Raw genomic sequence first — 26,290 nt, forward strand, 5'->3', positions numbered from 1 at the left:
CCCGGTGCTCGGCACCGTCGCATCAGTCACGGGGTTCACGCATCACATAGCCGACCCCGCGGAGGGTGTGGATGAGCCGCTTGTCCCCGGTGTCCAGCTTGCGCCGCAGATACGACACATAGGATTCGACGACGTTCACCTCCCCGCCGAAGTCGTAGTTCCACACATGGTCGAGGATGCGCGGCTTGGACAGCACCGTGCCCGCGTTGACCATGAAGTAGCGCAGCAACGTGAACTCCGTCGGCGAGAGCGCGACCAGCTCGCCCGCCTTGAACACCTCGTGGGTCTCGTCGTCGAGTTCGATGTCGGCGAAGGTGATCTTCGACGACGCGCGCTGCTGATCGTCGAAACCGCTGCGCCGCAGCAACACCTGCAGGCGGGCCACGACCTCTTCGAGGCTGAACGGTTTGGTCACGTAGTCGTCGCCGCCGATGGTCAGACCGTTGATCTTGTCCTCCACGGTGTCCCGCGCGGACAGGAACAGCGCCGGAGCCTCCACGCCGTCGGCGCGCAGCCGACGCAGCAGCCCGAACCCGTCCATTCCCGGCATCATCACGTCGAGGACGAGGACGTCGGGCTTGGCGGCGCGGCAACGGTCGAGGGCTGCCGGACCGTCGGCCGCGGTCTCGACCTCATACCCCTGGAACTTCAGCGACACCGACAACAACTGACGGATGTTCTCCTCGTCGTCGACCACGAGGACCTTCGCGCCGCGCGTGCTGCTCTGTTTCGCCACTTCACTCACACGACCAGACTCCCAGGACGTCCTGGTTCCTCACTGTAGGCACGCTGGGAGAGTCCTGTGAACGCTGACCAGCGGGTTCGGTGGAGCCGGGGAGTCACGCGTCGGGGTCACCATACGCCGCGGCGATCTCCTCGGAGCCGCGCCAGCGCGAGTAGGTCGGGCTCTGGGGCCACCCGTCTGGGGAGTCCTGCCACTCTTCCTGACGGCCGTAGGGCAGCACATCGAGTAGTCCGAACGTGAAGCCCAGCTGTTCGGTGCCGCGTCCCGTCGAGTGCCACGTGCGATAGACGGTGTCGCCGTCCCGGAGGAACACGTTCACGGCGAACCCCTCCCCCGGCGCGGCGTCGACATCGGCGGAGAAGGTCGTGCCTGCCGAGGAGTACCAGTCCATGCGATTGCCGACGCGCTCCTTGTAGGCCACGATCTCCTCGATCGGTCCGTGCGTGATGATCACGAACCGCGCGTCGTAATCGGCGAGGTAGTCGAGCCGACTGAACTGGGTGGTGAAGCCGGTGCAACCAGGGCACTGGAATCGCGCGCCGTCGGTCCACATGTGGTTGTAGACGATCAGCTGTGCACGTCCGTCGAAGACGTCGACCAGACGAACCGGCCCGTCGGTCCCGGTGAGGACGTAGTCGTCCATCTCGACCATGGGGAGTCGACGACGCTGCGCGGCCACGGCGTCGAGCTCGCGGGTCGCCGCCTTCTCGCGGCGCCGCAGGTCGGCCAACGCCGCCGCCCAGGTGTCGCGGTCGGCCACGGGTGGGAGTGCCGTGCTCATGACGATGCCTCTCGCATGACGGTGCCTTTCGCTCGGTGATGACAACAGTTCACCGGGTCAGACCCGACCTCGCCCCCGAATTCATCGCAACGACGGGACGGCACCTCGTCAGCCGAAGAGTTCGTACACGGTCTGGAGTCGGCGAACGTGGTCGCGGACCTCGTAGAGTTCCCGGCGCGCCGACCGTTGCGCCTTCTCACCGCCGCGACCGGACTGCACAGTGTCCACGAGGGTGTCGGCGACGCGTTCCAGCTCGTCCACCAGCACCCGGGCCTGCGCCTGCGCGACGGGATCGACAGGTCGTCGCGACCGAACCATGGGTGTCATCGTAGGTTCTTCGACTGTTCACCGCTGGCCATCACCATCGATGTCCATGGGGGAAGCGGAATACCGGGACGCGGGCCGAGCGCAAGCCCTGATGTTCCTCGTGGAACTGGAACGGCACGCGCGTTTTCTCGTGTCACGCATCGAACAGTCCGGCCGGCGCAGCCGGGACATCACCGGTGAGGTCGCCGAGCTGAACGAGACCTACGAGACGATCGCGGCGCTCAGATCGCACTACGGACTCGTACGATCACCGGCGAACACGATGGTCGTCGGTCGCACGGATGCCCGCGCGCGGCACCGGCCGCCGCGGGGCTCCGTTCGATAAGCGAGATTGAGCGCCGATAGCGACGAGATGAACGGTCGGTGAATGCATCGATCGTGACGGTCCACATTGTCGCATTCCGACTAAATTGTGTGCATGGATGCCAATGACGAACGTCGTCAGATCAGCGAAGTCCAGGACCGGCTCATCGGCCTCTACTCGCACCGGTCACCCCACGACGTGGCCGCCGCGGTCGAGAAGGCATACCAGCACTTCGAGGGGACCGAGGTCCGCGACTTCGTGCCGCTCCTGGTCGAACGACGCGCCAACAAGGCCCTCGGCGGCACCGACGTGATGGCCGATCCGGCCGCCGTCCCGCCGCACGTGGGAGAGTGACCTTCGGGCGGCCGAGGCCGTCCTGGTTCCATCCACAGCCACGAGGGAGCCGTAGATTCGCCGCGGAATCCTTGTCGGTACCCTGTCGTATGTTGGTCACATGCAGTTCGGGGGCGGTGACTCAGAGACGCCGGGCGAGAAGCCCGAGGCCGAGTTCGCGTTGCCCGCAGCAGTTCTGGATACCCAACTGTCGCCCGGTGAGCTCGTCGACGTCATCACCCACTGCGCGTCGATCACGTCAGCAGCCTCCTACCGGTTACTGACCGCGGCAAGCCTGCTGCATGAGGAACGTGAACTCGACTACCACATGCGCCGCACCGAAAACCGCGACGGCCAAGCCTCTTCCGAAGCCGATCTGCACCGACACGCCGCCGACGCTGCCGCCGGGATCGACCCATATGCCCAGTTCGGGCCCGACGGCTTCGACCAAGCCACCGCCGAACTCGGTGCGGCACTGACGATCACCGCCGCCGAAGCCCGCGACCTCATCCGCACCGGCGATGTCCTGCGCTACCGGCTCATGCTCACCGGCAACACCCTCGCGTGCGGGCGGATCGACCAGCGCCGCTTCACCATCGCCATGAAACGCACCGACTACGTGCCCGACACTGACATGCAGACCGTCGATGCCCATCTCGCCGAAGCGATCCTGGCCCGCCCACCGATGTCGACAACCCGGTTCACCACCCTGGTCGACGCCATCGTCGCCAAACACGCCCCCGACGCGATCCGCCGCCGCCGCGAACGCGCCACCGCCGACCGCACCATCACCATCACACCCAACCGATTCACACCCGGCCAGTCCCGCATCAGCGGCAACCTCCCGATCACCGACGCCGCCGCACTCAACGCCCGACTCGACGCGATGGCCGCCTCCGTACATTCCGACGACCCCCGCAACAAGCGGCAACGACGCGCCGACGCGATGATCGCGCTGGCCGCCCACCTCGACACCCTGCCCTGCCAGTGCCTACAGTGCGCACCCGAGCCGGCACCGATCAACCTCGACCGCCCTCAGATTGAAACCGGTTGCGATACAACCAAACCCGGCGACACCACCTCGACACCACCCGAGCCGGCTCCGGTAGCAGACGCCGCACCGCACAGGCCGGTGCCGATGTTTCACATCGTGGTCAACCTGTCGACACTGCTCGGCCTCGACGACGATCCCGGTTTCCTCGACGGTCACGGCCTGATCGACGCCGACAGCATGCGTTCGCTCCTGGCCGACGCGCGTCGCTCCTTCATCACCACCCCCGGCACCAGCCCAGCAGAGTCCACCGATGCCCGGTACGCCCCGAGCCGCAAACTGCAGAACCTTGTGCGGTGCGGCGAACTGGGCTGCACCTTCCCCGGCTGTAACCAACCGGTATGGACCACCGATCTCGACCACACCATCCCGTTCGACCACGACGCGCCCCAGACCGGCGGCGCGACCGTACGGCACAACCTCAAACCACTCTGCCGGTTTCACCACCGCATCAAAACCTTCGGCATGTGGCGCGACTACCAGGACGACTACTTGACCGCCTGGTTTCAGTCCCCGACTGGACACACCTTCGTCGGCAACGCCTTCAACGGCCGCGACCTGTTCGGCTACCTCGTACCTGGCCGACCCCCAGACCACCCCGCACGCAGCACACTCGCCGACCAGCGAACCGCGCGCACCACCACCCACCGTCGCGAGATCGACGCGTGGAACGCCGCCAACCCGCCGCCCTTCTGAGAGGCCGCACCGTCACAACCCTCGCGCATACGGTGCGGCGTAGCCGGTCTTCATCGGCTCGTCGCCCAACCATGCCGCGAGTTCATCGGCCCGGGCATCGAGTGCCCGACGCGCATCCCGGGACAGCGGCTCCAGCGGGATGATGTCGATGGACGAGTCGGGGCGGCGATACCAACCGCCGACGATGCGCCCGTCCCACCAGGCGGTCTGACCGCCGTTGCCGACGGAGTCGAAGACCTGCGCGGTGTGGTTGCCGAGATAGAAGCCGCGCTCCTTGTAGCCCATGGTGGTCGGGTCCAGTTCGGGCAGGAGCACGGCCTGCGGTTCGACCGGCCCGTCCCCTCCGCCGTCGATACCGGTGCCGTCGGGTAGATCGTCGGGCAGGACATGACCGACTCCACCGCGTTCCAGGTCGACCCGGACCGTGCCGAGTTCGGCGAGGGCCGCGCGGACCGCGGTCTTGGTCGAGCCCAGCCACCACACCAGGTCGGTCTCCGTACCGGGTCCGTAGGTTCGCAACCAACGCCGGATCAGCGCGCAGTGGCCGTCGTGGACGCTCATCGACGGCAACGTCTCGCCGAGCCAGAGCGGCATCGAGGTCCACGCCGGTCGCGACAGATGCCAGCCCAGCCGATTCGGCCCCCGGACGATCGCCCCCTCGGCGTCGAGCATGTTCAGCACGCGCGGCCCCATCGGGGCGCGGCCCGCCCACGAGGTACCCGCGCCGTGGGAGATGTAGCCGTCGAGTGCCGGTAGCCGCTCGCGGAGTTCGGTGGAGGTCAGCGACTCGCCGCCGGCCAGTTCGGCGAGGACTGCCTGCCGGGCGGTCTCGATCCAGCCCTCGGGGTCGTCGAAGTCGGGACTACGCCGGAGGTCGCGCAGCATGTTGGTGCGTTCGGAGGCAGAGATCCGCGGCCCCAGTGCGCCGATGGACTCGGCCAGGACGTCGCGCGGGAACACGAACAGTGTGCGCCGCATCGCGAGGTGCTTGACGAGCGTCCGATCCTCGTAGAGGGCGGTGTCGACGGAGTCGCGGGTGAAACCCGGACCGACGCGGGCCCACGCGGCCAGATGGACCGTCGACGGAGTGGTGGCGTGCAGACCCACCATGGTGGCGGCCGCCTCCACCGCGTCGGCGGCCCGCGACGAGGCGTCGAGGTGTGCCCGGCGCATCAGGCGTGCCCGGCGCTGGGCGTCGGTGATCAGCATGCAGAGATCGTAGTGAGCCGTGCTGACAAGAGAATGCAACGAGCACGAGGAGGGGACGCGGGTGCCGGAGACCGCCGACCCCCGTCGACCCGGTGTCCGGCACCCGCGCGGTCGTGTGGGCCGAACGACACACAGCCCCCGACGGGCAGTGTTCGCGACACTTTCGGTGTGTCCTTCGACCGACGCAACCTGTGCGCTTCCCGACCACCGTCGAGTCGCGCCCCACAAGCAGACCCCACGAACGCGACCCACTCCACCCCTGTTCCGGAAACCGGCACATAAACGCAGTTCAAGCGGCTAACGGACTATCCGGACCGGACAGAACCAGGTCCGGATCCGGCGGCCGGACCGCCGCCGGGAGCGGCGACGCGGGCCCGAGATGTGGCCGTCGCCACATCGGGTCGTCGATGGTGGCGCGGTGGGTTCGGCTACCGCATGATGGTGCGGTCGAACTGTCGGGGCGAGCATGGGAACAGCTGAGTGGATTTCGGAGAGGCACTCGCGCGACTGTTCGTGCAAGCCGGCCGTCCCACACTGCGGGCCTCCGCGTCCCGAGCTCGGGTGTCGGCACAACGGATCAGCGACTGGCGAAACGGCCGGCATCTCCCCCGGGACTTCGCGACCGTCGAACCGCTGCTCGTCTGGCTGACCGCGCGCGCCGTCGCCGCCGGGGCCGAGGATGTCCTGACCATCCCGCAGTGGCGCGAGATGTGGGACCGGCGGACGCCCGAGGAGACCACCGGGGCCCAGCCGTCCGCGACGCAGCACGCGCGCCCGTTCGCCGGACTGGCCACCCTCACCGCAGCCGACAGTCAGATGTACTTCGGCCGGGACGACGTCGTCGGCACCCTGGTCGACGCGATCCTGGCGGCGCGCACGGGCCCGCCCCCGCTGGCCCCCGCGTCTCGGCTCGTCGTGGTCACCGGGGTGTCGGGATCCGGTAAATCCTCGCTGCTGCGGGCCGGCCTGGCCCGGGACGCCCGGTTGCCCTCGCCCCGACTCGGCGAGATCACGCCGGACGGTCTCGTCATCGCGGAGCCGGCGGTTCCGGAGGCCACCGAGGCAGCCGAAGTCCCCGGGCCCCCGACCGAGGACGCGGTCATCGTCATCGACCAGTTCGAGAACGTCTTCTCCCTCGAGGACTCGCTCCGCGCCGAGACGCTGCGCCAGGTCGAGGAACTCGCGTCCGACACGGTCGTCGTGGTCGGCGTGCGAGCCGACTTCTTCAGCCAGTGCGTCGAGCACCCGTTCCTCGCCGACGCCTGGCAGCACCGCTGCGTGATCGTCTCGGAGATGACCCGCACGCAGTTGCGCGAGGTCATCACCGCGCCTGTCCGGCTCGCCGGCGGCCGGATCGAGACCGGACTCGCCGACGTGATGATCACCGAGCTGTACGAGGCATCGACGGGCGGCGACCGGGCCGGCCGCCTGCCCTTGCTGGCGCACGTCCTGCAGGCGACCTGGGCACGACGCAGCGGCAACCGGATGACCCTCTCCGGTTACCGGGCCACCGGCGGCATCGCCCGCGCCGTCGCCGACACGGCCGAGGCCGCCTGGGCGGCGATCGATCCGCGGCACCGGGACCTGGCGCGGGCGGTGCTGCTCGCCCTCGTGCACGTCGGTCCGGCCGGCATCGCGCTGCGCGTGCCGCTGTCCACGGTGACCATCGCGAACCGGTTCCCGCCCGAGGTCTCCACCGTCATCGACGAGTTCGCCCAGGCCAGGCTGCTCACCGTGTCCACCGACTCGGTGATGCTCGTGCACGATGTCGTGCTGACCGCGTGGCCACGTCTGGCCGAGTGGATCGCCGACGATACGGACAACCACCTGTGGCGCCAGCAGGTCGACGCCGACAGCGCGGCCTGGCTGGCCAACGGCCGGGGCCGGTCATTCCTCTACACCGGATCGCGCCTCGACGACGCCAAGCGGCGCCGGCGAGCCCTCCGCAGTGACTATCTCCACCTGCTGAGCAGGGAGAACGACGCGTTTCTCGACGCCGCGGTCGCCATGCAGCAGCGGCGACGCCTGACCCGGCTCGGTGCGGTGTCGGTCATCGTGGTGCTGGCCATCGCGGCGTCGATCACCGCGGCGATCGGGTTCCGCCAGGCGCACGACCTCCGGCAGCAGCGCAACGCCGCCGAACGATCGGCGCTGCTGTCCCACATCGACAGCATGCAGTACTCCAACCCGTCCCTGGCGGCGCGGCTGTTGCTCATCGCGCATCAGATCTATCCCGACGACCCGACCGTCGAGAGCCGGTTGCGCGGGGCCGCGACGACGCCCCTCGTGACTCCGCTGACCGGACACACCGGCCCGGTCTACGACCTCTCCTTCGACCGGACGGGCACCCGGCTCGCGTCGGCGAGCGGCGACCGGACCGTACGCGTCTGGACGCGGTCGGGTTCGTCGGACTATCGGGAGACCGCCGTCCTGCGCGGCTTCGGCAACTACGTGACCAGCACCGATTTCCACCCCACCCGACAGTTGCTGGCGAGCAGCAGCGGAGACGGCTCGGTCCGCATGTGGGATCTCACCGACGTGTCGAACCCCCGGCTGGCGACGACGCTGTCCCCCGGACACGGCACGGTCTACATGGTGCGATTCGCCGCCGACGGCCGCACGCTGGCCGCGTCGTCGGACGACGGCACGATCACCGTCTACGCGGTCTCCCCGGCCGGATCGATCCGGGAGACCGCCGTGCTGCGCGGGCACACGGCCGCGGCGCGGACCCTGTCCTTCAGCCCCGACGGACGCGTCCTCGCCAGCGGTGGCGACGACCGCACCGTCCGACTGTGGACGACCGGCGACGCACCGCAACCGCTGGGTCCACCGCTCACCGGTTTCCCGAGCATCACCCATGCCGTCGCCTTCAGCCCCGACAGTCGCTCGCTGGCGGTCACCGGCGACAGCCCCAACACCCAACTGTGGGATGTCGCCGACCCGCGTGCACCCCGCCCGCTGAGCACGTCCCTGCCCAACAGCACCGCGGGCTCGTGGTCCATCGGCTTCGACGGTTCGGGTTCGCAGCTGGCCTCCGCCCGGGCGGACGGTCTCGTGCGGGTGTGGAACACCGCGAACCCCGGTTCGCCGACGCTGCAGTGGGCGCTGCAGACCACCTCCGAGCAGGGCTCGGTCCGGACCTTCGCCGCCCGGTTCGACCCCAGTGGCGAACAGCTCGTGTCCGGCCGGTCGGACGGGACCATCGACGTCTGGAGCCTGCCCGGCCGGACCGAACCCGACCGCGGCGGAACGATCACCGGACTGGACACCGATGCCGCGCACCGAGTTCTGGCGACGGTCGGCTCCGACACGACGCTGAACCTGTGGACGACGTCGGGCGGCCTCACCCTGCGCTCACGAACGCCCATCCAGCGCCGCGTCAACGACCACCCGCGCGTCAGCCTCAACGGCCCCGGCACCCTGGCTGCCACGGCGAACAACAACGGTGGGCTCGTCGAGATCTGGGACATCGCCGACACCGCGGCCCCGCGCCGCGCCGCGGCCCTCGACCTCGCCACCCGCTATTCGTTCCCGGTCGTCTTCGCGCCGGCGGGGAACCTGCTCGCGACCGGCGACACCGACACCACCGTGGCCCTCTGGGACACCTCGGTGCCCGGCTCCCCGCGCCGGGTGGGTGCACCGCTGCGCGGACCGACCGACCTCATCCGCAACGCCGCCTTCAGCCCCGACGGCACGCGGCTCGCGCTGACCTCCGACGACAAACGCGTCTATCTGTACGACCTCACGTCGTCGAGTCCGGACCCGGTCGACGTCGTCACCGTCGCGGCGCCGGTGGCGCAGGCCGCGTTCGACGACGACGGCGATGTGCTGGTGGTCGCCTCCCGCGACCTCACCACCTGGCGACTGCCACCGATCGGCACGGACGCCGAACCGGAACTCCTCGACCGGTACGAGGACATGTTCGCGTCGACGGTGTCGGTGGCACCGAACCGGCTCGCGGTGGGCACCGCCACGCACGAACTGATCAGCTTCGCGCTCGGCGACGACGGCCGGCTCACCGATCGGCAACCGGTCGGGACACTGCTCGCCACCACCGACACCACGACCACCTGGCAACTGCCGGCCGAGCTCCCGTCCGACGACGAGATCATCGCCGGTGGCGACACGACCGGGAACGTCTACCGGCACACGCTCGATCTCGCCGTGGCCCGCGACTGGATCTGCGCGAGCACCGCGCCCCTCACCGACGCCCAGCGCGACGCCTATCTCCCGCACGTCGACGTCCGAGCGAACTGCCGTCGGGACTGAATGCCGTTGCCCGGCAGGTGACCTCGACACGCGGCGTCCTCGCTGCGCTCGGTCGACGCTGCTCGGCCAGCGGGGGCGCGGCGTCCTCGCTGCGCTCGGTCGACGGGGTCACGCTGCCTCAGCGGAAGCCGAGCACCTCGTCGCCCCACGCCTCCCAGATGTCGCCGTCGAGGTTCTGCACGACCCGATCCTCGGCATCGATGCGCAGCACCGGACGATGGCCGGTGTCGTAGGTGGGCCACGGATCGCCGAGAGTCCCGGCGTCCGGCTCCTGCCCGTGCGCGAAGGCAGTCCAGCGTCGAACCATCCTCTCGGACACCGCTTCTCCCTGTTTGCGGCCGCCGAGCAGGAACGTGATGTCGCGGGGCCCGGCGCCCAGATTGCCCCACACGTACGGGACTTCGGTCGCGTGGGCGGCGCCGAGTCCGAGGAGCCGGAACATCCGTGTCGTCCAGTCGTAGCGGTACACGTAGACCGGCGCGGAGCGTGCGTGCGCCTCGGCGAGCCACAACGTGGGCATCCGGAACGCCACGTCGCGGGCCACGCCGAGCCCGGTGACCTTGGGGCGCAGACCCGAATAGGCCGAGAGCACCTGCGCACGCTCCGGCAGGACGACGTCCGGATACTCCTTCGCCATCCCTGCGAACATCCGCTCGATGTCGGCGGTGGTGATCGGCATGAGCGGGGACTTCATGTACTTGAACAGGTTCGCCTCGTCGCGGTTGGTCCCGATGATCAGCGGCACCGGATGCGCGCGACCCGCCCGATAGACGTCGAGGGGATGCTCGGGCAGCAGATCGCCGTCGATGACCGGGGCGAAGGCGATGGTCCCCGGCGTCTCGCCGGGAATCTTCTCGAACAGCGTGGTGGTGATCGCCGAACACGTCATGCCGTCGAGTTCGTCGAGCCGCGCGACGATCTCGCCCGTGTCGAGCTCACCCGCGTCGATCCCGGCGGCCTCGAGCAACTGCGCGGCGACCCGCGCCGCCCGGTCCGCCCCGTACATCGACGTCACGGGTGAACTCTGCGCGATCGCCCGGCCGAAGAGCCCGGTCGCGGCCGGCATGGTGAGCAATGCGGTGACCAGTCCCGCCCCGGCCGATTCGCCGAACACGGTCACCTTGTCAGGGTCGCCACCGAACGCGGCGATGTGGTCGTGAACCCAGCGCAGCGCCGCCAGCACGTCACTGAGTCCGGCGTTGGACTCGAACCGCTCGTCGATCGACGACAGGTCGGCGAACCCGAGCACCCCGAGCCGGTAGTTGAGCGTCACGACGACGACGTCACCCGTGGCGGCGAGGTTCGAGCCCTCATAGAACGGTTGGGCCCCGGATCCCAGCACGTAGGCGCCGCCGTGCAGCCACACCATGACCGGGAGTCCGACCGCGTCGTCGGCATGCTCCGAGGCGCCCGGCGGGGTCCACACGTTGAGGAACAGACAGTCCTCGTCCATCACCACGTCCGGACCGAGGCGCACCGCGGGGTTCAGCTGCTGCGGGCACACCGCGCCGAAGGTCGAGGCATCCGCGACGTCCTCCGGGGCATCGCTCTCCCCGAGCGGCACCGCACGACGCCAGCGCAGCTCACCCACGGGCGGACGGGCGTACCGGATGCCCCGCCACACGTCGGCCCGCTCGCCGACGACGCCACGGTGGGTCCCGACGCGGGTCCGGGCCAGCGGCCGCGGACCGTCGGTTGCGTCTCCCCTGGGTGACGGCGGGATCGTGGACGTGCCCGGTTCGTCGTGCGTCATCAGTCCATCGTGCACCGTGAACCTGTTCCGGTTGCCCAGAATTTCCGTGCGCCTCCTGGGTAGTGTGACCGCATGGAGCTACTACGCAACGTCGTAATCTTCCTGCACATCATCGGCTTCGCGGTCACCTTCGGCGCCTGGGTCACCCAGCTCGCGGCGCGCGAGTTCCGCGTCACCCGCGTGATGGACTACGGGATTCTGCTCTCCCTGCTCACCGGACTCGCGCTCGCGGCGCCGTGGCCGGCCGGAATCGACCTGAACTACCCCAAGATCGGCATCAAACTGGTGATCCTGGTGGTCCTCGGCGCGATCCTCGGCATCGGGAGCGCGCGGCAGAAGCGCACCGGCGAACCCGTCCTGCGTCCCCTCTTCTGGGCCGTCGGTGCCTTGTCCCTGCTCGCCGCGGGCCTCGCGGTCATCTGGTAGCCGACCCGGTGGCGAGATCCGCCGACGACAACGCCGCGCACCGGATCGGTGCGCGGCGTTCGTGCGTGGAGCCCCCTGTCGGGATTGAACCGACGACCGCTCGCTTACAAGGCGAGTGCTCTACCACTGAGCTAAGGAGGCGCGCGAGCGAGTATATCCGCCGGACCGCCGTCCACGTCATCGGCACCCGACCGGCCGGGCCGCCGGATCAGCCCCGGATCGCGGCGACCGCTTCGATCTCCACCAGCTGGTCGTCGTAGGCGAGGACCGAGACGCCCAGCAGGCTGCCGGCGGGCCTGTGGTCGCCGAAGGCCTCGGTCACCGCGTCCCACGCGACCACCAGATCGGCCTGCAGGTGTTCGGCGACGAACACGGTCACCTTGGCGACGTCGCGCAGCGTCGCGCCGGACTCGATCAGCGCGGCCTCCAGGTTCTTCATGCACTGCACGGCCTGCTCGCGGACGTTCCCGGGGGCGACGGTCGCGCCGTCGGCGTCGATGGGCGCCGCGCCGGCGGTGAAGACGAGACTTCCGGGACTCACCGTGGCGCTACGGGTGTGGCCGTCTCGAGGACCGTTGATCTGCACGGAGGACATGCCGCGATCGTAGACGAGCGGCCTCGGTCGCGACCGCCGCCGACTCCTCCGCGCACCCTGCCGGTGCCGCCCGGACCGCGGAGGTGTATCCAGTCTCCTGTCAGGGTTGAACCGGCCGGGTGTCGGTTACCCCGCGAGCACTCCACCACCGACCCGAGGAGGCCTTGCGTGCGCGAACAGATCGGCCGTGTCCTGCGTCGGCTCAGCGGCAGCCGGCAGGCGACGATCGACACCATCGAACCCGGCAGCATCATGGTGTCGCCGCGCAAGCCGATCGAACCGTTCGACGTCGCGGCCATCACCGAGGTACTCGACCTCGCCACCAAGATCGGCGCCGTGCTGCTCGACTCGGGCACGGGAGCCATCGACACCCAGACCCAGATCAAGTTCGTCGCCGGTGTGTACGGCCTCGAGGACGTCGACGTCGACGTCACCTACAACACGATCGTGGTCAGCGCCCGGCGCGGCGCGACACTCCCGCCCATCACGACCATGGAGCAGGTCTACTACCGCTCGATGGACTTCACCCGGCTCGCCCAGGTCGACCGCCTCGTCCGCCGCATCCGCGATTCGTTCATCAGCCCGTCCACGGCGCACCAGATGGTCGACGAGATCATCACGGCACCCCACCCCTATCCGCACTGGCTGGCCACGACCGCCTGGGGGATGATGGCGTCGGGCATCGCGGTCCTGCTCGGTGGTGAGTACCTCGTCGCCGCGCTCGCCTTCTTGACCACCGTGGTGACGGTCACCGTGAACCGCTGGCTCAACCGCATCGGAACCCCCGTCTTCTTCCAGCAGCTCACCGGCGGTTTCATCGCGGTCGTCCCGGCCGCCCTCGTCTTCGCCGCCGCCGAACGGCTCGGCGTCCAGATCGCGCCGTCGCAGGTCATCGCGGCCGGCATCGTCGTGCTGCTGTCCGGACTGTCGCTGGTCGGCTCGGTCCAGGACGCGATCACCGGCGCACCCATCACCGGGGTGGCCCGCTTCTTCGAGTTGCTCCTGATGACCGGTGGCATCATCGCCGGCGTCGGTGTCGCGATCCGGATCCTGGAGGCGGGAGGCATCTTCCTCCCGACCATCACCACGACGACCAGCTTCGAGGTCGTCGAACTCCCGATCCGCGTGGTCGCGGGCGCGGTGGCCGCCTGCGCCTACGCGCTGGCCAGCTACGCCGAGACCCGGGCCCTCAGCGTGGCATTCCTCGGCGGCTTCATCGGTACCGCCGTGGCGGCCGCGTCGACGTTCACCGACATCGGCGACGTCATCGCCAACGGACTGGCGGCGGCTTTCGTCGGACTGATCGGCGGTCTGCTCGCACGCCGTGCGCTGACGCCCCCGCTGGTCGTCGCCGTGGCCGGCATCACCCCGCTGCTGCCCGGTCTCGCGGTCTATCGGGGCCTGTACGGCATCCTCGGCGACCAGACCCTCGACGGGTTCACCTGGATCGCGAACGCGTTGGCCATCGGTTGCGCGCTCGCCGCGGGCGTCACGCTGGGCGAGTTCGTCGCCCGGTCGCTGCGTCGGCCCCAGCTGCCACCCCGCCCGGACTGGCGACTCCGCCGCCGGATCGCCCTGCGCGAGGACCGCGAGGCGCGTCAGGCGCACGCCGCCGCGCGCCGGGCCCGCGCGAACCGATGGCGCCCGCCACCACCACGGCGCTGACGCGAGGCGGCTGGCCGTGAGCACCGGTGATGCCCGGGTAGAATGCGGAGCAGGGCGTGTCATCGACGGCCACTTCGCACCAGCGAATCGGTCGAGACACCGCACCACTGCGCCGCTGTGACATCGCGCGCCGCACGCACACCATGCCGCACAACGAGGGGACTCACATGCCCGCGAAGACGACCGACATCGCCGACGAAGAACTGGAGCCGGTGGCCGACGAGACCGCCAACTCGGCGCGCCGCGTCGTCGCCGCGTACGCGACCGACGCCGACGAGTGCCGGATGCTGTTCGCCATGCTGGGGATCGCGCCGGGCGAGAACGCCTGACCAGGTGGCTCCGCGAGCAGGAGAAACCCACCCCGAGACCGACGGCGTGACCGGTCCCGACCGGGCCACGCACGACGGAGCGGAGTTCGTGGTCGTCGCGAACCGTCTGCCCGTCGACAAAGAGGTCCTCCCCGACGGCACCGTCAACTGGAAGCGGAGTCCGGGTGGGCTCGTCACCGCGCTCGAGCCGATCCTGCGCGCCAACACCGGGGCCTGGGTCGGTTGGTCGGGGATTCCCGACTCCGACGACAACCCCGACATCGAGGGCATCGACATCCACGCGGTCCCCCTGTCGACGCAGGAGATCGCCGAGTACTACGAGGGCTTCTCCAACGCCACACTGTGGCCGCTCTACCACGACGTCATCGTCAAACCCGAGTACCACCGCGAATGGTGGAACACGTATGTCGAGGTGAACCGCCGGTTCGCCGAGGCGGCGTCGAGGGCGGCGGGCGACGGCGCCGTCGTCTGGGTGCAGGACTACCAGCTGCAACTGGTGCCCAAGATGCTGCGGATGCTGCGGCCCGACGTCAAGATCGGCTTCTTCCTGCACATCCCGTTCCCGCCGGTCGAACTGTTCATGCAGATGCCGTGGCGGACCGAGATCGTCGAAGGCCTCCTCGGCGCCGACCTCATCGGGTTCCACCTGCCGGGCGGGGCACAGAACTTCCTCTTCCTGGCGCGGCGCCTCGCCGGTCAGGCGACGAGCAAGGGCACCGTCGGCGTGCGCTCGCGTTTCGGCGTGGTGCAGGTCGGGTTCCGGACGGTGCGCGTCGGCGCATTCCCCATCTCGATCGAGTCCGGCGAGCTCGACGCACTGTCCAAGACCCGCAAGATCCGCGAACGCGCCGCCGAGATCCGCCGTGAGCTGGGCAATCCGAAGACGATCATGCTCGGCGTCGACCGACTCGACTACACCAAGGGCATCGACGTCCGGCTCAAGGCCATCTCGGAACTGCTGGCCGAGAAGCGCCTCGACCCCGCCGACACGGTGATGCTGCAACTCGCGACGCCGAGCCGGGAACGCGTCGAGAGCTACAAGCAGATGCGCGCCGGCATCGAACAGCTCGTCGGGAACATCAACGGCACCTACGCGAGCGTGGGGCAACCCGTGGTGCAGTACCTGCACCGTCCGGTCCCCCGTGAGGAACTCCTGGCCTTCTTCGTGGCGGCCGACGTCATGCTGGTCACGCCCCTGCGCGACGGCATGAATCTGGTCGCCAAGGAGTACGTGGCCTGCCGGGGCGATCTGGGCGGCGCGCTCGTGCTCAGCGAATTCACCGGCGCGGCAGCCGAATTGCGCTCGGCCTACCAGGCCAATCCGTACGACCTCGACGGCGTGAAGGACGCCATCGAGGCCGCGGTCGAACAAAGCGAACACGAGGGCAGGCGGCGCATGCGCGCGCTGCGCCGGCAGGTCCTCGCGCACGATGTCGCGAAGTGGGCGGAGAGCTTCCTCGGCACCCTCGGCGCCGATTCCGACACCGAGCTGTCACCCAATCGGGGTGTGCACCTGGTGGGCGAGCCGGAGTGAGCGACAACGGGATTCCCGCCGAGCTCACCGACGCGCTGACGCGGGCCGCCGGTGTGGGGGTGCTGCTCCTGGCGAGCGACTACGACGGATGCGTCTCGCCGATCGTCTCGCGACCCGAGGACGCCGTCCCCGACCCCGCGTCGATCGACGCTCTCGTGGCCGCCGCCGCACTGCCCGACACCGTCGTCGCCGTGGTGTCCGGTCGCGAGCGCGCCGTGCTCGCCGCGCTGTCCGGCCTCGAGGCACCGGTGGTGCTGGTCGGCAGTCACGGCAGCGAGTTCGAGTCCGGCTTCGCGGTCGAGATCACCGACGAGGCCCGGGCCTTGCTGAACCGGCTCATCGACGAGCTGTCCTCGATCGCCGCCGACTTCCCCGGCAGCACCGTCGAGGTCAAACCCGCCAGCACCGTGTTGCACGTGCGCAATGCCTCGGAGACCGACGCCGTCGCCGCCCTCGATCGTGCTCGCAGCGGCCCGGCCTCCTGGCCCGGCGTGCACACCACCGAGGGAAAGGCCGTTCTCGAACTCGCGGTGATCGAGACCAGCAAGGGTCACGCGCTCGACACCCTGCGCGACCGGATCGGCGCCGACGCGGTCATCTACCTCGGTGATGACGTCACCGACGAGAAGGCCTTCGCCCACCTCCGGCCGGGAGACGGCGACATCGGCATCAAGGTCGGTGAGGGCGACACCGCCGCCGGATTCCGCATCGCCGACACCGACGACGTCGCAACGGTTCTCGCGTTCGTGGCCGACCAGCGGGCGCGCGCGTCGTCGACCGGTTAGGCCGACTGGGCCGGCGCCGCGACGAGCGGGTCCGTCGGCACCGCCCGGCGGGCACTCTCACGGATCACCTCGTGCACGAACCCGAGTTTGCGGACGACCGGCTCGGGGATCGTGAAGGGGTACAGCGGTCGGCGCCCCATCGCCACATTCACCCGATTCAGCATGAGCGACAACCACTTCCAGTCGTAGAGCAACCGTTCGATCGGCTCGTCGGCATACGACCGGAGCGGCACGATGTCACGCTCCATCGTGAACCGGACCTGCTGGGCATCGAGATTGAGACCGGATTCCCGTGCGGTGTCGATGGTTCCGGTGATGTGCAGGTAGTGCGCGAAGCACTCGGCGAAGTCCTCCCACGGGTGCATCGTGGCGTACTCGGAGATGAACGACTCGTGCCAGTTCTCCGGTGCCCCGAACCGGTAGTGCCGGGTGATCGCGTCGGCGTAGCTCGCGCGTTCGTCGCCGAACAACTCCCGGCACCGGTCCAGGTATCGGTCCGCGCCCGGGCCGGTCTCGACGAGGACGTGTTCGAAGTAGTGGCCGGTCTCGTGCCGGAAGTGACCGAGCATCGTCCGGTACTGCTCGCCGAGGTCGACCCGCAACCGCTCGCGATAGGCATCCTGGGTCTCGGCCAGGTCGATCGTCACGACGCCGCCCGCGTGACCGATCATCACCGGCCGGCCGAGGGTCTGACTCGACAACAGGTCGAACGCCAGGCCGCCCTCGGTGCGCCAGAACGGCTCCACCGGCAGACCCAGATCGACGAGTTGGTACACCAGCAACCGCAGATCGAACGACGCCGGCGCGAGCTTCTCCAGCGCGATGGTGTCCTCGGCGTCGGGCTGACGCCGGATCAGCGACTCCGGGAAACAGCGTCCCCGGAGACCGATGTTGTCCTCCGTGACCTCGGCCGGGGTCAACCAGTTGCAGTGCGTGCGGTCCCACAGCGAGCACCGCACCCACCGGCGCGTCTCACTCGGCCCGCCCGCTCCGCTCCCGGCGCCGGCGTCGATCTCGACCCCCTCCGGCGAGACCGCGTACAGCGACCGCGACGGCAGATGGACGCCGACCGTCGTCCCGCAGTTCGGGCACGTCTGACGGTCGAAGCCCGACAGCGCATTGCAGACCGGGCAGGTGAGCGCGTGCACGCGGCTCAGCCTATCCGGACGCGTGCGATCCCGTCGTCGATCGGAAGCTCGCCGCGCACCGTTGCGGTCACCTCGTAGGAGTTGAGGTTGATCGAACCACGATGGTTGTCGAGGAACGCGGTGTCGGCGGCATCGCGGCCGGTCGAGATCCGCACGATGCTCTGCCGCGGAGCGAGTCCGGTCGCGTCGACGACCACCCACTCGCCGTCCACGATCGCCTCGGCGACGGCGTGGAAGTCCATCGGCGAGCATCCCGGCGCGTAGACCGCGACGAGACGCGCGGGGATGTTGAGCGCCCGCAGGAGCGCGACGACCAGATGCGCGTAGTCGCGGCACACGCCCGCACCGGCGAGCAGTGTGTCCGCGGCACCGTCGATGGGGTCGGAGGTCCCGGGGATGTAGCTGAGCCGATCCGACACGAACTCGGTGACCTGGCTCAGGATCTCACCGTCGGGCAGCGACGAGTCGAACTGACCCGCGGCGAATCCGAAGAACTTGTCGCACTCGGCATACCGGCTGGGACGCAGATACGTCGAGCGATCGGCGATGTCGACGGGCAGCGGATCGGCGGGGGTGAGCACCGACGCCCAGTAGTCGATGGTCAGAACACCCCGCTCGAGTTGTAGCCGGTGGATCCGTGATCCGTGCGGGCCGATGATCTCCTCCGGGGTCACCGACCGACCGTCGAACTCGAGCTTGAGTTCCTCCTCCAGCTGGAGTCCGGGCAATCGGGCGACGGTGATCTGCATCTCCAGTTCGGTGGGGTCGTCGACCCGCACCTCGAGCCGTGCGGACACATCGCGGGGCAGCGTCATGGACTCACCGTAGGGGATGCGCGCGTCGACGGCAGCGGCAGGCGGCGGGGCGACCCGCTACAGCGTCGCCATCGCCGCGACCGGGTCCGCGTAGATGACGCTGAGCGCCACCACGACCGCCGCGCTCTCCTGCACGCGCACACCGAATCTCGAGGGCGCGATCTCCAGCGGCCAGGTGAGCGTCGTCGCCTCGTCGAAGGCCGCCTGGACCGGTGCGAGTCCGCGCGGGTGCGCGGCGAACGCATCGCCGGCGACCACGATGGCGTCGGGATTGATCACGTCCCGGATGAGCGCGACCGACTCACCGAGGACGCGGGCCCGTTCGTCGACGATCCGCGCCGACGTGGGGCTGATCCCGAGACGACGCGCCGCGGCCTCCGCGGCGTCGTCGCCGATGACGTTCTGCAACCGGACCCGGGTGAGCCCGGGGGCGAGCACGGGCGCCGTCACCGGCAGGTGGGCGATGGTGCCCGCCCCGCGTCCGGGCACATGCACCCGACCGTCGAGAGTCATTGCCATTCCCGCGGTTTCACGGGCGTAGAAGAACAACCCGGATCCGCCGCCGTCGCGCGGATGCGACAGGAGCAACTCGGCGGCGGCCATCGCCTCGACGTGCTCGCACACCGATACCGGGGTGTCGAGGTGCTCGGCAAGCGTTGCGCCCACGCCGAGCTGATGCCAGCCCAGGACCCGGTGGTTCACCACCCCGGTCTCGGCGTCGACCGCGCCGCCGACGGCGACCCCGCCCCACAGCACCCGACGCCCACTGAAACGCGCGGCGAGTTCGGCGAGCAGTGCGCTGAGGTGCTGCAGGGCGTCCTCCTGGTCGCCGGCCGGCGTCAGCACCGCGTGGCTGTGCAACGTTCGCCCACCGAGGTCGGCGATGGCGAGCACGGTCCGCCGCGCGCCGATGTGCATGCCGGCGACACACAGCGAGTCACGGTCGATCGTCAGCGGGTTCTTGGGCCTGCCAATGGATTTCGGGGTGGCAAGATCGGGGCGTTCGACGACGAGGCCGTGGGCGGCCAGCGCATGAACCTGACGGTTGATGGTGGCCGGCGACAGACCCGTCGTCGAGGCGAGCTGATCCCGGGTCACCGGTCCACCGACCCGGATCGCGTGCAGGACCGCCGCCGCCGGGGTGGAGGTCAGTTGCAGCGCTGCCGGGATCACTCCCCCACGCATGCGATGAATGTAGCAGCGCTGTCCGTAAGGTTGAGCCCATGAGCACCGACACCGCCTCCCAGTCGACGGACAACCGACCGATCGCCGTGGTCACCGGCGCGAGCTCGGGAATCGGCGCGGCCACCGCGCGGCAGCTCGCCACACAGGGCTACCACGTGGTGCTCGGCGCCCGCCGGCTCGACCGGGTGACCGCCCTCGCCGACGAGATCGGGGGCACCGGACGGCAACTCGACGTCACCGACGACGACTCCGTGGCGGCGTTCGTCGCCGGGCTCGACACGGTGAACGTGCTCGTGAACAACGCCGGTGGCGCGAAGGGCCTGGATCCGGTGTCGACCGCCGATCTCGACGACTGGCGCTGGATGTGGGAGACCAACGTGCTGGGCAGCCTGCGGGTCACCAAGGCACTGCTCCCCGCGCTCATCGCCTCCGGGGACGGACTGATCGTCTCGGTGACCTCGATCGCGGCGTTCGAGGCCTACGACAACGGCGCGGGATACACCTCGGCGAAGCACGCGCAGGGGGTCACCCACCGGACGCTTCGCTACGAACTCCTGGGAAAGCCGGTACGGCTCACCGAGATCGCCCCGGGCATGGTGGAGACCGACTTCTCACTCGTCCGTTTCGAGGGCGACCGGGAACGCGCCGACGCGGTCTACGCGGGACTCACCCCGCTGGTCGCCGAGGACGTGGCCGAGGTCATCGGGTTCGTCGCGTCCCGCCCGCCCCACGTGAACCTGGATCAGATCATCCTCAAACCGCGCGATCAGGCCTCCGCGCGGCGGAACGTCAAGACGGGCTAGCCGCTAGCGCGGCGCCGGGGCGTTCGAGGTGGGCGCCCCGCTGGGGGTCGCGGGCACCGAGGTCTCGCGGACCTCGCCCTTGATGGCCGACATGCCCTGCCAGGTCTCCCAGTCGTAGATCCAGTCGTAGATGTCGCCGTCCGCCTCCGACAACGCGATCCGGGTCCCGGTGACCTCCACCGGGTCGCCGTAGACCGCGACCCCGAAGTACCGCTCGGCGTCGGACTCGGACAGGTTGATGCACCCGTTGGTGACGTTCGCCGAACCCTGCACGTTCACGGTCTCGGGGTTGGCGTGGATGAACTCACCGTTGTTGGAGATCCGCACGGCCCAGCGTTCGCGGATGTTGAAGTAGCCCGCGGCCGGGTTGCTCATGAAGAACTCTTCGTACTTCTCGGTGACCACGTGGATTCCCGAACGCGTGACGTTCCGGTCGAGGTCACCACCGCCATAGCTGCACGGCAGGCTCATGAGTTCGGCACCGTCGCGGAGCACGACGATCTGGTGTGAGGACTCCTCGGCCTTCACCACCTGCGCCCGCCCGATGGAGAAATCGCTGGTGACGTCGGCAGCACCATAGGCCCCGCCGCCGTGGTCGAGACCGTAGAGCTTGGCGGCCATGCTGACCTTGGTGCCGGGGGCGTAGTACTCGCGCGGGCGCCAGTGCACCCGGGAGCCGTTGTCCTCGCCGAGCCACGCCCACGACCCCTCGGTAGGCGGGGTGGTGGTGACCGTCAGCGCACGCTCGACCGCCTCTTTGTCCTCGACCGTGCCGTTGAACTTCAGGATGATCGGCGCCGCGATGCCGACCTCCTGCCCGTCGCCGATGTTGACGACGACGTTCACCTGACTCGACGGGGTGAGCGTGGTGAACGTCCCGGCGACCGGCACGACCTTGCGGTCGATTCCCACCGCCGTTCCGCTCCAGGTGTATTCGGTGCCGTAGCCCAGCGGTTCGCTGATCGTGTAGGTCGTCCGGTCCTCCGACAACTGGCCCTTCACCACGACTCCGCGCGGATTGGTCAGTTTCACGTCGGGGTTGAGAAATCCGTCCGTGGCCTTCACCGAGAACTCGGCGGTCGGGCCGGCCGGTTCGGCGTCGAGTGCCGGTGTGAAGGTCAGACGGACCGAGGGGTCGGCCGGGGTGTCCCCGCCGGGACCGAGGCCGGAGCCCGAGCAGGCCGCCACCGCGACCCCGAGCGCGCCGACCCCGGCCGCGGCGAGCACGGAGCGTCGGTTCACCGAGGTCTGAGGAGTCATCACCGCAACAACAGTACCGATGCGCCGCCCCGCATCGGTGGTGTGCGGGCCGCGGAGTCGGGTGGTCAGGCGTCCGGGGCGCCCGCGGGGTCATCACCGTGCGCCGCGGGTGCGGTCCGCACGGACGGCAGATGAGCACGCTCGCCGGCGTGATCCATCATCGACAGCACCTCCGCCGGACCCTGGTACGCGCAGATCGCATGCGGGATCATCGTCGAGAACTCCGCGGCGTCGCCTTCGGGCACGAGGATCGTGCGGTCGCCCAGCCACAGCTTCACCGTTCCCGACAGCACCGTGAACCACTCGTACCCGGGATGCACACGCAGCTCACCGACGGGTTGCTCGCGGTCGAAGCGCATCTTGGCCACGGTCACGCCCTGCGGCGCGTTCTCCCGCGAGAGCAGCCACATCGTCATCCCTTCCACCGTGTGCGGCTGGGGCCGGATCACGACGTCGGTGTCATCGGCGGGCTCGACCAGCTGGTCCAGGGTCGTGCCCAGCGCCCGGGCGATCGGCACGAGCTGGTCGAGGGCCACTCGACGATGCCCGGTCTCGATCCGGCTGAGGGTGGACGGTGACAGGTAGCACCGGGCGGCGAGGGCATCGAGCGTCCAGCCCCGTGCGATCCGCAGCCCGCGGATTCGCTGGCGGACGACCGTGTCGAGTTCTTGCGTCATCGGCAAGACTGTATGCCATAGGGGCATGACGGCGCTACCGTGGAGACATGACCAGCACTCACCACCACCAGCCGGCCGCCGGACACCACGCACACACGAACCACACCGACCACCACGACCACGCCCGCCTCGCCGCGGTCCTCGACCTGGACGCCGAACTCATGGCCGACTACCTCGACGACGCCGCACGCATGATCGCGGAATCGCTGGGTCATGCGCCGGCGCGGATCGCGGATCTGGGCGCGGGCACCGGGACCGGGACCGAGGCACTCGCCCGCCACTTCCCGCAGGCCCAGATCGTCGCGGTCGACGGCTCGCCCGACATGGTCGCGCTCGTCGAGCGCCGCGCGCGAGACGGCGGTGTCGCCGAACGGGTGACCACCGTCGTCGCGGATCTCGACGACGGACTGCCGCCGCTGGGGTCGCCGGATGTCGTCTGGGCGGCCATGTCGCTGCACCACGTCGCCGATCCACAACGTCTCTTGCGGGAGGCAGCGACCTCGCTCGGGCCGGACGGGGTCCTCGCGATCACCGAGATGGCGGCCGTTCCGCGTTTCCTCCCCGCACACGATGACGTCGAACTGCGCGGCCTGCAGGAGCGCTGCCAGACCGCGGCGACCGGGGCCGGGTGGGAGGCGCTCGTGGACTGGACCGACGCGTTTGACGACGCCGGGTACGAGGTACTCCGGGCCGAGACCGTCCACGTCCAGCGCAGCGACCCGAGCCAGTCGGTCGCACGGTACGCGCGGCACTGGTTCGCCCAGTTCCGGCACCGTCTGACCGACACCCTCGATCCCGCCGACCTGGCCCTGCTCGATGACCTGACCGATGATTCCGATCCCGACGCAGCGCGTCGACTCGATGACCTGACCCTGTCTGCCGGACGGCTCCTCTGGATCGCCCGCCCGCGCACCACCACGATCTCCACCCCCGAGAGCGAGTGACGATGACCATCCCTTCGGCAAGCGAGAATATCTCCACCACAACCGAATACGACGTCGCCATCGTCGGCGGCGGCGCCGCCGGGCTCAGTGCCGCGACGGTATTGGCGCGATCCCTGCGCAACGTCGTGGTGATCGACGCGGGACAGCCGCGCAACGCGCCGGCCGCCGGAGCCCACAACGTGCTGGGACAGGACGGGATCTCCCCGCTGGACCTGCTCGCCCGCGGCCGTGCGGAGGCGACGGGATACGGGGCCGAGATCCGCCCGGGCACCGTCGTCGACGCCGCCGGCTCGGTCGACGACTTCACGCTGCGTCTGTCCTCGGACGACGTCGTCAAGGCCCGGCGCCTCATCCTGGCGACCGGACTGGTCGACGAACTCCCCGACATCCCCGGGGTCGCCGAATTGTGGGGACACGACGTACTGCACTGTCCGTACTGCCACGGCTACGAGGTGCGCGGCACCCGGATCGTCCAGATCGCGACGAGCCCGATGTCGGCACATCAGGCGCTCATGTTCCGCCAGCTGAGCGAGCAGGTCACGGTGATCGCGCACGATCCCGCCGCCTTGTCGGCCGACGATCGCGAACACTTCACGGCCACCGGGATCGACGTCGTGGACGCCCGCGTCGAGCGCGTCCGCACACGCGACGACGACGGGTCGGCCCGCCTCGACGGGGTACTCCTGTCCGACGGCGGCGTGGTCGAGGCCGACGCGGTCGTGGTCTCGCCGAAGTTCGTGGTCCGCGGTGAGCTCTACGAGCGACTGGGCGGCACCCTCGACGAGGGCCCGATGGGCGGCCTGGTCGGGACCGGCCCGATGGGCGAGACCGCACTGCCCGGCGTATGGGCAGTGGGCAACACGACCACCGTGCATGCGATGGTGACCGTCGCCATGGGCGAGGGCGTGTCCGCGGGTGCCGCGGTCAACGCCAGTCTGGTGATGGCCGAACTCGACGACAAGGTCTCCGCCCTGGCGTGACCGAGGAGCATCCGCGTCGTCGGCCGCCTACTCGGGGAAACCGTCGAGGACGGCGGCCGACGCGGACAACCCGAGTCGGGTCGCGCCGGCAGCGATGAGTTCGGCAGCGGCGTCGGCGGTCCGGATCCCACCACTCGCCTTCACCCCCACCCGATCGCTCACCGCCGCACGCATCAGTCGCACCGCCTCGACGCTCGCGCCGCCCGCCGGATGGAACCCGGTCGACGTCTTCACCATGGACGCACCGGCCCGTTCGGCGCGGCGGCACACCTCGGTGACGGTGTCCGGCCCGGCGAGCTGCAGCAGCGCCGCCGACTCGATGATCACTTTCAGGAGGGTCTCGTCCCCGACCGCCTCGCGGACCGTGAGAACGTCGGCGAACACCTCGTCGAACCGGCCGTCGACGGCCGCGCCCACATCGATCACCATGTCGACCTCGTGCGCGCCGGAATCCACGGCCAGGCGCGCCTCGGCACCCTTGACCAGGGAGTGGTGCTTTCCGGAGGGGAACCCCGCCACCACGCAGGTCCGCTGTTCCCCGGTGTCGATCGGGAGCATCGACGGCGACAGACAGACGGCGAACACCCCGAGCCGCGCAGCCTCGGCAACAGTGGCCTCCGCGTCGGCGCGGGTCGCCTCCGGCTTCAGCAGCGTGTGGTCGATGATGGCGGCGACATCGCCGCGTCGCAGGTCCTTGTTCGTCACACCGACGAGCTTGGCACACTGACTGTCGTGGCCCCCGGACAGACGACCCAGACGAGTCGAACCCAGACAGATCAGACCGAGCACCGGTACGTGCTCACGCTCGGCTGCCCCGACCGCACCGGCATCGTGGCCCGGATCTCGACCTTCCTCACCGACGTGGGCGGCTGGATCACCGAGGCGGCCTACCACTCCGACGAGGAGACCGGCTGGTTCTTCACCCGCCAGGCCATCCGCGCCGACTCGGCGTCGTCGAGCGCCGCGGAGCTCCGCGCCCGGTTCGCCGCGGAGGTGGCCGCCGAACTCGGGCCCGAGACCGAATGGCGCCTGACCGATTCGCGAGAGACCAAATCCGCGGTCCTCCTGGTGAGCAAGGAGAGCCATTGCCTCATCGATCTCCTCGGTCGCGCTCACCGAGGAGAACTCCCGGCCGAGATCCGGGCCGTCGTCGGCAACCACCGCGAACTGGAGGACCTCACCACCCGTTTCGGTGTTCCGTTCCACCATGTGCCGTTCGGGGGCGAACGCAAGGCCGAGGCCTTCGCCGAAGTCGGCCGGATCGTGGCGGGCTACGAGCCCGATGCGGTGGTGCTGGCGCGGTTCATGCAGATCCTGCCGCCGCAACTGTGCGATGCGTGGGCCGGGCGTGCCATCAACATCCATCACAGCTTCCTGCCCAGCTTCATCGGCGCCCGGCCCTACCATCAGGCCTTCGCGCGCGGGGTGAAACTGATCGGCGCCACGTGCCACTACGTCACCGCGGACCTCGACGCCGGGCCCATCATCGAGCAGGACGTCATCCGCGTCGACCACAGCGACTCGGTCGCCGACATGGTCCGCCAGGGTCGCGACATCGAGACCCTCGTACTCAGCCGCGGCCTGCGGTGGCACCTCGAAGATCGTGTGCTGGTCCACGGACGCAAGACCGTCGTCTTCACCTGATTTCCCCGACAACGACAATCGCCCCGCGACGT

General features: G+C 69.6%; 25 protein-coding genes and 1 tRNA gene. 13 read left to right on the forward strand and 13 right to left on the reverse strand.

The genetic code is table 11. The features are described from left to right. Window positions 1-22: 22 nt before the first annotated feature. From CA982_RS02520 to CA982_RS02530, 3 genes are all read right to left on the reverse strand, one after another. Entirely contained in the window at window positions 23-745 is a 723-nt protein-coding gene (locus CA982_RS02520; protein WP_086533767.1) for a response regulator transcription factor, read from the reverse strand. Window positions 746-839: 94 nt separating this feature from the next. Then, window positions 840-1,526 carry a DUF899 domain-containing protein gene (locus CA982_RS02525; RefSeq protein ID WP_086533768.1) on the reverse strand — a complete coding sequence of 229 codons (687 nt, stop codon included), beginning with the start codon at window positions 1,524-1,526 and terminating at the stop codon, window positions 840-842. 108 nt (window positions 1,527-1,634) lie between these two features. Next, window positions 1,635-1,844, reverse strand: a complete 210-nt coding sequence (locus CA982_RS02530) for a hypothetical protein (RefSeq protein ID WP_086533769.1) — start codon at window positions 1,842-1,844, stop codon at window positions 1,635-1,637. 55 nt (window positions 1,845-1,899) lie between these two features. Here CA982_RS02530 and CA982_RS02535 point away from each other — a divergent pair, with 55 nt between their 5' ends. The 3 genes from CA982_RS02535 to CA982_RS02545 all read left to right on the forward strand — a co-directional run bounded on the left by CA982_RS02535 (window position 1,900) and on the right by CA982_RS02545 (window position 4,237). Beyond that, window positions 1,900-2,178 carry a hypothetical protein gene (locus tag CA982_RS02535; protein ID WP_086533770.1) on the forward strand — a complete coding sequence of 93 codons (279 nt, stop codon included), beginning with the start codon at window positions 1,900-1,902 and terminating at the stop codon, window positions 2,176-2,178. 93 nt (window positions 2,179-2,271) lie between these two features. Then, window positions 2,272-2,511 (forward strand): three-helix bundle dimerization domain-containing protein, encoded by a 240-nt coding sequence (locus tag CA982_RS02540; protein ID WP_086533771.1) that lies wholly within the window; start codon window positions 2,272-2,274, stop codon window positions 2,509-2,511. A 100-nt stretch (window positions 2,512-2,611) separates the two neighbouring features. Further along, window positions 2,612-4,237: an HNH endonuclease signature motif containing protein gene (locus CA982_RS02545; RefSeq protein WP_086533772.1), complete on the forward strand. Its 1,626-nt coding sequence runs from the start codon at window positions 2,612-2,614 to the stop codon at window positions 4,235-4,237. A 12-nt stretch (window positions 4,238-4,249) separates the two neighbouring features. On the opposite strand, the gene CA982_RS02550 is transcribed toward CA982_RS02545, so the two are convergent. Then, window positions 4,250-5,446, reverse strand: coding sequence for a winged helix DNA-binding domain-containing protein (locus CA982_RS02550; RefSeq protein ID WP_086533773.1), 1,197 nt, complete (start codon window positions 5,444-5,446; stop codon window positions 4,250-4,252). A 480-nt stretch (window positions 5,447-5,926) separates the two neighbouring features. On the opposite strand from CA982_RS02550, the gene CA982_RS02555 reads away from it, so the two are divergent. Next, complete coding sequence (locus CA982_RS02555; RefSeq protein WP_086533774.1) at window positions 5,927-9,715, forward strand: nSTAND1 domain-containing NTPase; 3,789 nt, start codon at window positions 5,927-5,929, stop codon at window positions 9,713-9,715. 118 nt (window positions 9,716-9,833) lie between these two features. On the opposite strand, the gene CA982_RS02560 is transcribed toward CA982_RS02555, so the two are convergent. After that, complete coding sequence (locus tag CA982_RS02560) at window positions 9,834-11,468, reverse strand: carboxylesterase/lipase family protein (protein WP_208617862.1); 1,635 nt, start codon at window positions 11,466-11,468, stop codon at window positions 9,834-9,836. A gap of 72 nt (window positions 11,469-11,540) precedes the next feature. Between CA982_RS02560 and CA982_RS02565 the strand changes: the two genes are divergently transcribed. Continuing rightward, window positions 11,541-11,894: a Fe-S protein gene (locus tag CA982_RS02565; RefSeq protein WP_086533776.1), complete on the forward strand. Its 354-nt coding sequence runs from the start codon at window positions 11,541-11,543 to the stop codon at window positions 11,892-11,894. A 66-nt stretch (window positions 11,895-11,960) separates the two neighbouring features. Here the strand turns inward: CA982_RS02565 and CA982_RS02570 are convergent. Further along, window positions 11,961-12,035, reverse strand: a tRNA-Thr gene (locus CA982_RS02570). A 67-nt stretch (window positions 12,036-12,102) separates the two neighbouring features. Further along, window positions 12,103-12,489: a RidA family protein gene (locus tag CA982_RS02575; protein ID WP_086533777.1), complete on the reverse strand. Its 387-nt coding sequence runs from the start codon at window positions 12,487-12,489 to the stop codon at window positions 12,103-12,105. A 168-nt stretch (window positions 12,490-12,657) separates the two neighbouring features. Here CA982_RS02575 and CA982_RS02580 point away from each other — a divergent pair, with 168 nt between their 5' ends. From CA982_RS02580 to otsB, 4 genes are all read left to right on the forward strand, one after another. Further along, a complete protein-coding gene (locus CA982_RS02580) occupies window positions 12,658-14,154 on the forward strand; it encodes a threonine/serine exporter family protein (RefSeq protein ID WP_086533778.1) in 1,497 nt (498 codons plus the stop codon). Between the two features lie 167 nt (window positions 14,155-14,321). Next, entirely contained in the window at window positions 14,322-14,483 is a 162-nt protein-coding gene (locus tag CA982_RS26650; RefSeq protein ID WP_010842782.1) for a hypothetical protein, read from the forward strand. Window positions 14,484-14,487: 4 nt separating this feature from the next. Beyond that, window positions 14,488-16,017, forward strand: coding sequence for an alpha,alpha-trehalose-phosphate synthase (UDP-forming) (locus tag CA982_RS02585; RefSeq protein ID WP_086533779.1), 1,530 nt, complete (start codon window positions 14,488-14,490; stop codon window positions 16,015-16,017). After that, entirely contained in the window at window positions 16,014-16,802 is a 789-nt protein-coding gene (otsB, locus tag CA982_RS02590) for a trehalose-phosphatase (protein ID WP_086533780.1), read from the forward strand. Before CA982_RS02585 ends, otsB begins: the two co-directional genes overlap by 4 nt. Here otsB and CA982_RS02595 read toward each other — a convergent pair. From CA982_RS02595 to CA982_RS02605, 3 genes are read right to left on the reverse strand one after another with little or no spacing between them, the layout of a single operon-like run. After that, window positions 16,799-17,950, reverse strand: coding sequence for a zinc-binding metallopeptidase family protein (locus CA982_RS02595; protein WP_086533781.1), 1,152 nt, complete (start codon window positions 17,948-17,950; stop codon window positions 16,799-16,801). The two genes, otsB and CA982_RS02595, sit on opposite strands and share 4 nt — an antisense overlap. Window positions 17,951-17,955: 5 nt before the next feature. Further along, window positions 17,956-18,765, reverse strand: coding sequence for a transglutaminase-like domain-containing protein (locus CA982_RS02600; RefSeq protein ID WP_086533782.1), 810 nt, complete (start codon window positions 18,763-18,765; stop codon window positions 17,956-17,958). Between the two features lie 57 nt (window positions 18,766-18,822). Further along, window positions 18,823-19,950 (reverse strand): ROK family transcriptional regulator, encoded by a 1,128-nt coding sequence (locus tag CA982_RS02605; RefSeq protein ID WP_086533783.1) that lies wholly within the window; start codon window positions 19,948-19,950, stop codon window positions 18,823-18,825. A 38-nt stretch (window positions 19,951-19,988) separates the two neighbouring features. Here CA982_RS02605 and CA982_RS02610 point away from each other — a divergent pair, with 38 nt between their 5' ends. Beyond that, window positions 19,989-20,753 carry an SDR family NAD(P)-dependent oxidoreductase gene (locus CA982_RS02610; protein ID WP_086533784.1) on the forward strand — a complete coding sequence of 255 codons (765 nt, stop codon included), beginning with the start codon at window positions 19,989-19,991 and terminating at the stop codon, window positions 20,751-20,753. 3 nt (window positions 20,754-20,756) lie between these two features. Here CA982_RS02610 and CA982_RS02615 read toward each other — a convergent pair whose 3' ends face one another. Next, the gene (locus CA982_RS02615) at window positions 20,757-22,013 is read right to left on the reverse strand and encodes a L,D-transpeptidase (protein WP_167383324.1); all 1,257 of its coding nucleotides are present in this window, start codon (window positions 22,011-22,013) and stop codon (window positions 20,757-20,759) included. Window positions 22,014-22,078: 65 nt separating this feature from the next. Beyond that, window positions 22,079-22,690, reverse strand: a complete 612-nt coding sequence (locus CA982_RS02620; RefSeq protein WP_086533785.1) for a helix-turn-helix domain-containing protein — start codon at window positions 22,688-22,690, stop codon at window positions 22,079-22,081. A gap of 47 nt (window positions 22,691-22,737) precedes the next feature. Between CA982_RS02620 and CA982_RS02625 the strand changes: the two genes are divergently transcribed. Next, window positions 22,738-23,634 (forward strand): class I SAM-dependent methyltransferase, encoded by an 897-nt coding sequence (locus CA982_RS02625; protein ID WP_086533786.1) that lies wholly within the window; start codon window positions 22,738-22,740, stop codon window positions 23,632-23,634. Between the two features lie 2 nt (window positions 23,635-23,636). Beyond that, window positions 23,637-24,614 (forward strand): NAD(P)/FAD-dependent oxidoreductase, encoded by a 978-nt coding sequence (locus CA982_RS02630; protein ID WP_086533787.1) that lies wholly within the window; start codon window positions 23,637-23,639, stop codon window positions 24,612-24,614. Window positions 24,615-24,641: 27 nt separating this feature from the next. On the opposite strand, the gene deoC is transcribed toward CA982_RS02630, so the two are convergent. Then, on the reverse strand, window positions 24,642-25,319 hold the full coding sequence (deoC, locus tag CA982_RS02635; protein WP_208617863.1) for a deoxyribose-phosphate aldolase: 678 nt from the start codon (window positions 25,317-25,319) through the stop codon (window positions 24,642-24,644). 27 nt (window positions 25,320-25,346) lie between these two features. Between deoC and purU the strand changes: the two genes are divergently transcribed. After that, entirely contained in the window at window positions 25,347-26,258 is a 912-nt protein-coding gene (gene purU, locus CA982_RS02640; RefSeq protein ID WP_086533788.1) for a formyltetrahydrofolate deformylase, read from the forward strand. The last annotated feature ends 32 nt before the right edge of the window (window positions 26,259-26,290 follow it).

This window comes from Gordonia lacunae, assembly GCF_002149015.1.
Taxonomy (GTDB): domain Bacteria; phylum Actinomycetota; class Actinomycetes; order Mycobacteriales; family Mycobacteriaceae; genus Gordonia; species Gordonia lacunae.